10 protein-coding genes and 1 pseudogene are annotated in these 9,187 nt (G+C 44.9%); 9 read left to right on the top strand and 2 right to left on the bottom strand.

Annotated features, from left to right (window positions below):
* The first annotated feature begins 618 nt into the window (after positions 1-618).
* From DXU84_RS24675 to DXU84_RS24645, 7 genes are all read left to right on the top strand, one after another.
* A complete protein-coding gene (locus DXU84_RS24675) occupies positions 619-813 on the top strand; it encodes a hypothetical protein (RefSeq protein WP_037035510.1) in 195 nt (64 codons plus the stop codon).
* A 431-nt stretch (positions 814-1,244) separates the two neighbouring features.
* Positions 1,245-1,979, top strand: coding sequence for a hypothetical protein (locus DXU84_RS24670; RefSeq protein ID WP_228389063.1), 735 nt, complete (start codon positions 1,245-1,247; stop codon positions 1,977-1,979).
* Positions 1,980-2,248: 269 nt separating this feature from the next.
* Positions 2,249-3,169, top strand: coding sequence for a LysR family transcriptional regulator (locus DXU84_RS24665; protein ID WP_037035511.1), 921 nt, complete (start codon positions 2,249-2,251; stop codon positions 3,167-3,169).
* Between the two features lie 122 nt (positions 3,170-3,291).
* Positions 3,292-3,489 carry a 4-oxalocrotonate tautomerase family protein gene (locus DXU84_RS24660; protein WP_037035512.1) on the top strand — a complete coding sequence of 66 codons (198 nt, stop codon included), beginning with the start codon at positions 3,292-3,294 and terminating at the stop codon, positions 3,487-3,489.
* A 124-nt stretch (positions 3,490-3,613) separates the two neighbouring features.
* Positions 3,614-3,967: a putative quinol monooxygenase gene (locus tag DXU84_RS24655; RefSeq protein WP_037035514.1), complete on the top strand. Its 354-nt coding sequence runs from the start codon at positions 3,614-3,616 to the stop codon at positions 3,965-3,967.
* A 33-nt stretch (positions 3,968-4,000) separates the two neighbouring features.
* Positions 4,001-4,648, top strand: a complete 648-nt coding sequence (gene grxB / locus DXU84_RS24650) for a glutaredoxin 2 (RefSeq protein ID WP_153376831.1) — start codon at positions 4,001-4,003, stop codon at positions 4,646-4,648.
* 102 nt (positions 4,649-4,750) lie between these two features.
* Positions 4,751-5,611, top strand: a complete 861-nt coding sequence (locus DXU84_RS24645) for an alpha/beta fold hydrolase (protein ID WP_121019005.1) — start codon at positions 4,751-4,753, stop codon at positions 5,609-5,611.
* A 197-nt stretch (positions 5,612-5,808) separates the two neighbouring features.
* Here the strand turns inward: DXU84_RS24645 and DXU84_RS24640 are convergent, their stop codons facing one another.
* Positions 5,809-6,669: a LysR family transcriptional regulator gene (locus DXU84_RS24640; protein WP_037035518.1), complete on the bottom strand. Its 861-nt coding sequence runs from the start codon at positions 6,667-6,669 to the stop codon at positions 5,809-5,811.
* A 102-nt stretch (positions 6,670-6,771) separates the two neighbouring features.
* On the opposite strand from DXU84_RS24640, the gene DXU84_RS24635 reads away from it, so the two are divergent.
* Both DXU84_RS24635 and DXU84_RS24630 read left to right on the top strand, forming a co-directional pair.
* Positions 6,772-8,142, top strand: a complete 1,371-nt coding sequence (locus DXU84_RS24635; RefSeq protein ID WP_153376830.1) for an MFS transporter — start codon at positions 6,772-6,774, stop codon at positions 8,140-8,142.
* A gap of 105 nt (positions 8,143-8,247) precedes the next feature.
* On the top strand, positions 8,248-8,652 hold the full coding sequence (locus DXU84_RS24630; protein WP_121019009.1) for a cupin domain-containing protein: 405 nt from the start codon (positions 8,248-8,250) through the stop codon (positions 8,650-8,652).
* Positions 8,653-8,861: 209 nt separating this feature from the next.
* On the opposite strand, the pseudogene DXU84_RS24625 reads toward DXU84_RS24630, so the two are convergent.
* A pseudogene (locus tag DXU84_RS24625) lies at positions 8,862-8,945 on the bottom strand (helix-turn-helix domain-containing protein); the annotation flags it as partial.
* Positions 8,946-9,187 lie beyond the last annotated feature (242 nt).

Genomic DNA, 9,187 nt, shown 5'->3' with positions numbered 1-9,187 from the left:
GTGATCTCCTCAGGGACATAATCAGTATGTCGGAAGATCTCTAAAAGTGAATGGTTCGGTTAAGCGGGATACTTACAGAGGCGGGGAAGGTTAGGCACTATAGGGGTAAACCCCAATCAGCACGAAAGTGTGACAGGTCAGCGTGTGGATGCCTGTCCAGCAGTCATGACCATCTTGTGACATAGAATATTTTCACGTCACGATATGACGCAATGAAGTTTTATAGTTATGAAAGAGAAAAATAATTAATGGCATTCGATTAAAACATTAAATAATTATTAAAACAAATCTCATAAACTCAGCGGTAGATTATTTTAGCCAATGTTAACCTTCTGTATCGACAAATTTTTTATAAGGGAGCGTGATATAATCGTCTTTTACACAAAATAGGCTATAACAATGAATAGAGATAACGGAAATGTTAAAGTTCTTTAAAATCAATGGCCAGGCTTAGTTACAATACTTCCCTGAATTGCCACCTGAAATTGCTGAGTGGCATTTTCATTACCTCATCGAAAACAGACTAGTGTCTAGCGTCCAGAGTAAACATGATGGTCAATACATTATAACTGGCCTCACGACTGCGGGTAACATGCTATTAATTGAGGGGGCTGAATAATGGCTACGCTTATCATTGTAAAATACATTGTCTGGAGTATAGCCTGGGCGCTCAGTCTTTTGGTGAAGAAGATGAATGCAAAGGAAATTAAAAAAACAGTAAAACCCCCAGGCTGGTCAGGTGGCGAAAAGATGACTGCACTCTCTGCCAAGCAGGGAGACAATAAGGGAGATCATCCTAATCTGCACCAATGAGTGCCACCTTTCTAGACGGGGTTTGCTACCAGAACAAATTAGGCAGTTTGGGGGTAAACCCCAATAGGAAGATATTCGACTAGGAAGACCATGTAGTAAGCAAATTTTTCCCAGACCATTGAGGATATCTCAGAAATTTGCGACTGCTGCTCATGTGACAGATCAGGCATTAGCCGTTGATGGTGAATTCTCAATGTATTCCCCGCTGAGTGTTATTTCCTCTTGGCTACTCCGGGACGCGTTCTGCGACTGGGATAGTATTGTATAGGGGAATACCGGCCTGATGTTGATTAGAAACAGTTCATTTCAAATGCCTAACCTTTATCAGTCTTTATCTCCGCAATACCCTAGCGTTAAAATATCAATCTATCACTTTCCTGTAGGGCATGAAAATCAGCTTCGGCATACCTAACCATAAAGTAAGGTGTATTATGAAAAACAACTTGTTACTTGTTCTTATGACAGGATTTTCTTCATTCGTGGCAGCACAATCAGCCGAACCTCTTGCGCTACAAAAGTCATTCCCGTTATCTGATTTTAAGCGCGCGGGGGTTTCTCTGAAGCATGAGGATTATCTGGGTAAAAAAGCGATAAAAATGCAAATGCCTTCCGAAAAGTTTCAGGATCCAGCAAAAGAAGTGCTAACAGACAGAACATTCATGGCCTGGTTGCCGGTTGATTTTCATAACGGGACAATCGAGGCGGATATTGCCAGCACGCTAGCTCACGATGCCCCGGCTTATGCCCGAGGCTTCATCGGCTTATCATTTCGAATTGATAAAGAAGAACGGTTTGAGAATATCTATCTGCGGCCAACAAACAGTCAGGCTGACGATCAGGTCCGGCGAAACCATTCGGTGCAATACTTCGCTTATCCGGATTACACCTTTGAACGACTGAGGAAAGAGACACCGGAAAAGTACGAAACCTATGCTGATATTGCCACCGAACGGTGGATCCATATGAAAATTACCGTTTCTGGCCAGCAGGCCAGGTTGTATCTGGATCACAGTTCTAAACCTGCTTTAATCGTCAATGACCTAAAATTAGGCAGTGAAGCACGTGGAGGTGTTGGGGTATGGATCGAATCTGGCACGATTGCATATTTCAAGGACCTGAAAATCAGCAGTGAATTACCAGATGCACATCCCAAGAAGGTAGAATAAAAATCATGACGTTCTGGCGATCCTGAAACATATGATCCCTGTACCTTCATCTTTTGATTCCTTCCGACGCATTGTGCATTTCGTGATGGCGACTCATGACCAAGGTTTTACCGAACCTGCGGATAAGTTAGGTATCTCTAACTCAGCCATTGGGAAAAGTATTAGATTATTGGAGTAAAATCAGGGAACGAGCTCCCCCTTCGCTTGCGTTTTTTTACGTTTTGGCTTTACGCTAACGTATCTTTTTGTTATTTGTCCTGGCGTAACCGATGTCAACCGTGATTTCAGCCGAATCTTTTAGCAACATCGTCCACTTTGTGACGGCCGCAAATTCGAGTAGCTTTACCGAAGCTGCTGAACAACTTGGTGTGTCTAAATCTGCAATTGGCAAGAGTATTCAAAGACTTGAAAATAATCTCGGCATTTTATTGTTTCATCGCACCACGCGAAAAATAAGCCTGACCACCGAAGGCGAAGCGTATCTGGCAAGCTGCCAGAGTGCGCTTGAAACGCTGCAAACGGCAGAAATGGCGCTGCGTTCTAAGCTCACTGAACCCACAGGCACCGTGAGGATCGATTTGCCTGCGGCTTTTGGCCGCTCGGTGATGATGCCTGTGCTGATGGACATGACAAAACGCTATCCGCATCTGAAGCTGACCATCACGTTTAACGACCGTATCATAGACCCGCTGGATATTGGTTTCGACCTCGCCATCCGCTTTGGTCCGGTGAAAGACACCACCGATCTCATCGCTCGCAAACTCAACGATCAGCATCTGATTATCTGCGCGTCTCCCGACTATATTACTGCTTACGGCACACCTGAAACGCTGGCTGATCTGGCGCATCACCGCTGCATTCTGGCCTGGCGTGGTGGGGCGCCGCTTAGCTGGCGAATCCGTGATGAGGGAGGGAAGGAGATCAGGCTTAAACCCGTGCCTTTTCATCAAATCAGTGATGGCGATGCGATGATTGATGCCTGTATTGCCGGAGCCGGTTTGATTCAGTTTCCCGAAGCATTACTCCGGCCACACATACAGAACGGTAAGCTAGTGCCGCTGCTTAGCACCTGCAATCCTTCGCCCACCGAACTCAATGTGATATGGCCTCGCGCCCGGCATTTGCTGCCCGGCGTTCGCTTTATTATTGATGAGTTAATTGAGTTAGCCTTGCAGAAAGCATTTGAGTGATTGTAGATTTCAGTTCTACACTCTGTCCTCTTTTAGCCTGTTTATCCACTTAAGCTATCAGCGTAGAATTTCTTCAACGTCAGCCTGACTGACCTTTTATCAATACCTGAAGGAGTTCTGCCATGCCTGTAGTCAATATCCAGATGTTTGAAGGTCGTGATGAGGCTAAACCTGCTATCGCTAAAGCCGTGACCGATGCTATCGCCACCCATGCCAACGTCGATCCACAGTATGTCTATGTCATTTTCAACGACGTAACCACCGATAACTGGGCAATCTCAGGTGAGCTTTTTTCTGAAACACTGAAAAAATCGAGCTGACGCTAAGCGCTCTTTGGTCACAGTCGCCGTTATGCTCCCGCGCGTAACGGCCTGTTCTTCTTGCGGTGAATGTCTTTCTCTCTTCTTTGCTCGTTCGCCTGCTCCCATAGTTCTGGAGATTACGATGAAAAATGAAATCACCTGTGTATTTAACCTGGACGTCAATGACGGACAATTCCCTGCATTCAAAGAATTAGTATCACGCGTGGTGGACGCCACCCGTAAAGAGCCCGGCACGCTGAGTTATGTTTACAGCGTCAGTGAAGATCAGCAAACGGCACACATCGTTGAGCGTTATCGCCAGGAAGATGTGGTGAGCCATGTTGATCACACGTTCGCCCCTTTCGCTGAAACATTTCTCTCTTTAGTCACCATTACCGGCCTGACAGTTTATGGCGAACCCGATGATGAAATCCGCAAACGGTTAGATCCATTTGGTGCCGTGTATATGACACCCTTTGATGGATTTACCCGTTAATTTTTTAGATTTAAAGTGATGAAAGATTCTGCTATGAAACTTTATGTTTACGATCATTGCCCCTTCTGCGTACGTTCACGCATGATTTTTGGCTTGAAAGATGTTGCGTGTGAAATCATTACTCTGCCAAACGATGATGAAGAAACGCCAGCGCGCCTCATTGGCAAAAAAATGCTTCCCGTCCTGGTCACTGAAAGCAATGAAGCGATGGGTGAGAGCCTGGACATCGTCAAATACATTGATGAGACTTACGGTTCGTCTGTCCTGAAAATGTCTGACAATCCAGAAATCGAAACCTGGATGGAAGAAGCAACAAAACTGATATATCCGCTGGCAATCCCGCGCTGGGCAAACTCGGACTTTGAAGAATTCCGACAGGATGCAGCGAGACAATATTTCGTCAACAAAAAAGAAGCTGTTTTCGGTCCTTTCCAACGTTTGCTGGAACAAACCGGAATCATGGTTAATGAAATAAATGCTCAACTTGAGGTTCTTGAATTGCTGTTCGCACAGCAAGAGAGAGATTCTGGGCATTTCTCGCTCACGGATATCCGTCTTTTTCCGCTGCTGCGCTCATTATCTATCGTTAAAGGGATTCACTGGCCGCCACAGATTGATGCATGGCGGAGAGAGATGGCCCTGGGATCGCGGGTTAATCTCAATGACGACATCGCTATTTGAGCCATGTCTGTCACTCTTTCAGTACAGGTATTTATGCTCCCAATCAGAGTGGGAAGGATCATCTGAATGAACAGAATGTTCACAACGTTTATAGGACTGTGTATGTCTGCAATCACAGCACACGCTGCTGAAATACGCCCAAATCAACCTTTGCACTGGTTCGGACAGCAGTCAAATAGCTACCAAAGTGCCACCCCTTACGGCAATAACACTAAAGCCGGACATTATGTGCAGTCTGGTGATGCTAAAATTTATTATGAGATTTACGGTTCTGGTGAACCTGTGGTCTTGCTGCACGGAGGAATTGTCGGCTCCATGGCAGAAATGGGCGAATTTGCTGACAAACTTAAAAACAATCACCTGGTCATTTTGGTGAACACCCGTGGACACGGAAAATCGGACATTGGGTCAGTCACACCAGACTATAAACAAAAAGCGAAAGACCTGCTTGAGGTGCTTTCGGCTTTACACATTTATAAAGCTGATATAATCGGTTTTAGTGACGGTGCCTATACGGGGTACCAGTTCGCCGCTGATTATCCAAAGCAGACCAACAAACTCGTCGCGATTGGCGCAGGTGAATGGGCAAAAGGCTTCGTCCAGGGCGGGCGTAAAGATCGTGATATCCCCTTACAGTCTGTTATCGACCTTGATCCACGGTACTGGGCTGAGCAGGCAGAAATTCGTCCGCAGCACGATAAAGTGACTGAGTGGTATAAACAAGCTAATCGACAATACGATCAGACTATCGTCGGTAAGTCTCTGTTCCAGACAATCCATGCGCCGGTGCTTGTTATGGCAGGTGAAAAGGATATGAATGCACCAATTGATACCGTGCTCGCCGCCTATAAAATGCTGCCGAATGCGCACCTCGCAATCATTCCTGATGCCCCACATCCTGCTTTTGCCGTAAATTTTGATGCCGTCTGGGCGAGTATTGCGCCTTTTCTGGGAAGTAAATAAGGTCAAGGCAGTATTACTGGATATTTGTCTGCTTCCTGAGGCGAAAATACTGCTGATTGTTGCTGAAGCCCCGGCTTACGCGAGGGGATTTATTGGTCTGACTTTTCGTATTGATGAGTCAGACCAGTTTGAAAGTATTTTTCTCCGGCAGACAAACAGCCTGGCTGATGACCAACTGATTTGAAAAGTGGTTTTTATTATTTCAATCCTAACCCAACCTTATTCAGTATAATAGATATGACGTTTGAGGCGTGCACCACTAGGGGATCATTACGACGATCAGGGTGCTTTGCTATCCAAATATCAAGGTTGAGCATAGATTCATCTACTTCGAGCTTAACCAAACGCTTATCTTTATCTGCAAGAAAGCATGGTAAACCTGCAACGCCAGCTCCTGAACGAGCACTTTCATACTGATGGCTTAGATCAGCCATTTCACATGAAACCCGCTTTTCACCGATAATTCCATCCAACCATTGTTTATGTTCAAAATTGTTAACGCGTTCAGGATAGGCTATGAATTCCCATAATTCTGGCGATTCAAGATGCTCATAATTACTGGCTGCATACAAAGCGAAATCCATTTTACCGACTTTTTTTATGATATCAGTGTCTTTAATTCCGGGGGATAATCTAACGGCAAGATCTGCTTCGAGACGAGATAGAGAGACGAAGTGGACATCGCTCAATATCGATATGAGGACAAGAGGTAATTCCTGAGATAATGCCCACATGTTTGTAGCAAAGAAATGCCTGGCCAGGATAGGTGGGGCGGAAATAGTCAACTTCTCTCTTTGTTCTTTATTCGTTATAGACAGTCGCTCAATTTTAAAAGTGTATGCCTCTATCTCAATGGCTTCTGCAAGAATAATTCGCCCCGGTTCGGTCAACCTTGCCTCACGAGGAAGCCGCTCGATAAGTTTCAACCCAAGTTCAGCCTCAAGTGACATCAGACGGCGGCTCACCGTCGCCTGGTCAACATCCAGGGCCTTAGCTGCACCTGATAGCGTTCCTGCTCTGGCTATGGCAACAAAAAAACGAAGATTTTCCCAATTCATTACGTATGCACTTTTGCATGGATAGTGTGCATATTTTAGTATTTATACATGTTCAGGCAAACCTTATTATGACATTAGTTTTTCAATTGCCGGATAGACATAATGTCAAAGTATACCCCTTCGTTGATAGCCATACAGCTCGCCACCTGTATGGGTTTCCTCGTAGTTCAACTCGATGTGAGCGTTGTCAATGTTGGCTTAGGCTCTCTTAAAAATGCCTTCAATACCAACCTGACTGGTCTTCAGTGGGTGATTAACAGCTACGCATTAGTATTTGCAGCGTTGCTGATTATTGGTGGAGCTTTTGGGGACAAGTTTGGGGCGAGTAACATTTTTACCTGGGGGTTTTCCTTATTCACGATTGGCTCCATCGGATGTGGCCTTGCAGATAGCATGTCTGTGCTCATTGCTCTGAGAGGAGTACAGGGTATGGGAGCAGCCCTGCTTGTGCCTACTTCACTGACACTGATCAGACTGTCATTTACCGATCCGGCCATGAGAAGAACCGCGGTAGCAACCTGGGGGGCCTGTGGGGGAATAGCCTTAGCTGCGGGGCCAGTTTTAGGAGGCGTTTTAATTGAGTATTTCGGATGGCGCAGCGTTTTCCTCATTAATGTGCCACTGGGCTTACTCGCAATTTTCCTGATTTTGCGTTCAGCTCCACCCTCGCCACGGGTAGATAAAAAAGTCGATGGGTTAGGCCAGGGAACGATTGCGATAAGTATTGCGGCATTAACCTATGGATTAACTCAGTCAAGCTCTGAGGGATGGACCCGGGGACCTTTAGCCATGATGGCCGTTGCGGCTATATTTTTAGCGCTATTCATCCTGGTTCAAAGGCGCGTTGCGTCCCCAATGCTGCCCCCGCGCCTGGCCAAAAATAAGGTTTTAGCCACCACAGCGCTCTGCGGTGCGGTAATCAATCTGACCTTTTATGGCACTGTCTTTGATCTGAGCATCTATTTCCAGAGCATTCTTCATTACGATGCAATCAAAACCGGACTATCTTTTATTCCATTAACGGCTGTGCTGACAATATCTACAATGGTTTCCACTCGAGTAGCAAAAAAAGTCAGCGATATCCGGATCATCACTACCGGCTTTAGTGTTCAGATAATCGGATTTATTTTGTTGTCACAGTTAACTGAGTCTAGCTCTTTATGGTTCCTGAACGGCACTCTCATTATGGTCGGTATTGGCAGCGCAATGTCTGTACCTTCAATTACTAATTCTATGCTCTCCTCGGTATCTCAGGAAGATGCAGGAATGGCTTCTGGTCTGATGGCATCTGCAAGACAAATTGGTGGCGTTATTGGTGTGGGTCTGTTTGGCGCCATGATTGCCCACAGTGAGCTGCATTCATTTTCAACTGGTATGGCGTATGGAATGTGGTTATCTGCATTTTGTTTACTGATGTGCATAGGCGTAAACGCACTGGTATTTCGTCGGGATAAAGTCCAGCTAAACGCCTGACAGGGCTGTTATGCAATGTAAACGTTATTTTTAAGCATTCAGACTACATACTGGATAATAGTTTTTTAATATGTAATCACGTTCAACACAAATATGGAGCGATTTATGTCTACTCATTCTAAAAAGCAAACTGACCAAACGTCTGAATTTGAATCAGAAGGTGTAAAATCGGAAGAGCTTGTAAGTAGTGGCAGCGCATGGAATGGTAAAGCTTACGAAAAATACCCAGAAGGTAATCCGCATTTAACCGTCATGAAAATGCACTTTGAGGCAAATACCACTTTGCCCTGGCACACTCACCCGATGCCTAATGTTGCCTATATTATTTCTGGTTCCTTGACCATTGAAGATAAAGAAACAGGTACAAGTCATAAGTTTAAAGCAGGTGAAGCTTTTAATGAATCTGTAGACGACGTACATCGCGGTTTTACCACAGATGAGCCGGTCGAAGTGATCATTGTCTATGCTGGGGTTGAAGGACAAGAACTTTCAGAACCCTATAATTCCTGATCTTACCTAAAGCATACTCCTGCAGTATGCTTTTTAAGCATAATATGATTTCTTAGCCTTCTACTTATAAAATCTTCTCAATCATACATTGGTGTTAAATCCTCGTATTGATAAATGATTTTGATATTTATACTGTCAGATTCTGGCACACAGAAGACATTGATGTTCCGTAGTGTTTGAGCAATGTTTTATATTCAGGATTATTGCGGTTATGCTTTTACCCTGAGTATGGTTTGCCGGGTTATATTAAATTCACGGGCAATGTCACTTACGCTCACTCCGGAATTAAGTCGTTCTTTTAGGAGCCATTTTCCAAGCGAATCCCATCATAATCCCGATATTTTAAAACCGCTGCTATTGCATGATTCGCCATCCTGATGTCATCAAAAATACCATTGATGTCATTTTTCCTAGCCTGTAGAAACGCACGAATCCACTTTGTGTCGGCTACGTACCTTTGTAAGTATCCCACCAAAACGGCCCATTCATTTTTAGAGATCTTCCGACATACTGATTATGTCCCCTGAGGAGATCG

Source organism: Rahnella sp. RcJ3 (assembly GCF_009498575.1).
In the GTDB taxonomy this organism is placed as follows: Bacteria; Pseudomonadota; Gammaproteobacteria; order Enterobacterales; family Enterobacteriaceae; genus Rahnella; species Rahnella aceris.
This window is presented reverse-complemented; position numbering and strand designations above follow the sequence as displayed.